This window comes from Pseudomonas peli (assembly GCF_050563605.1).
Taxonomy (GTDB): domain Bacteria; phylum Pseudomonadota; class Gammaproteobacteria; order Pseudomonadales; family Pseudomonadaceae; genus Aquipseudomonas; species Aquipseudomonas peli_A.
Genome location: NZ_JBNXUH010000513.1, coordinates 1 through 224 on the forward strand (window position 1 = coordinate 1; position 224 = coordinate 224).

The following is a 224-nucleotide window of genomic DNA, read 5'->3' on the forward strand; positions in this document are numbered from 1 at the left end:
GTGCAGGCCATTGGTGCCGTAGCCGGCAATATGGTGGCGATCCACAACGTGGTAGCGGCTTCGGCCCTGTCTCTTATACACATCTGGACGCTGCCGACGACGCTCCACGAGTGTAGATCTCGGTGGGCGCCGGGTCATCAAAAAAAAAAAAAAAGAAAAGGTGATATAGGTGTGCAGGCCATTGGTGCCGTAGCCGGCAATATGGTGGCGATCCACAACGTGGT

The 224-nt window shown here is 55.4% G+C and carries 1 protein-coding gene; it reads left to right on the forward strand.

Going from position 1 to position 224, the window contains the following annotated elements; all coding sequences use genetic code 11:
- On the forward strand, positions 1 to 224 hold a 224-nt coding region (locus ACQ4LH_RS22330; RefSeq protein WP_430699040.1), incomplete at both ends, for a hypothetical protein.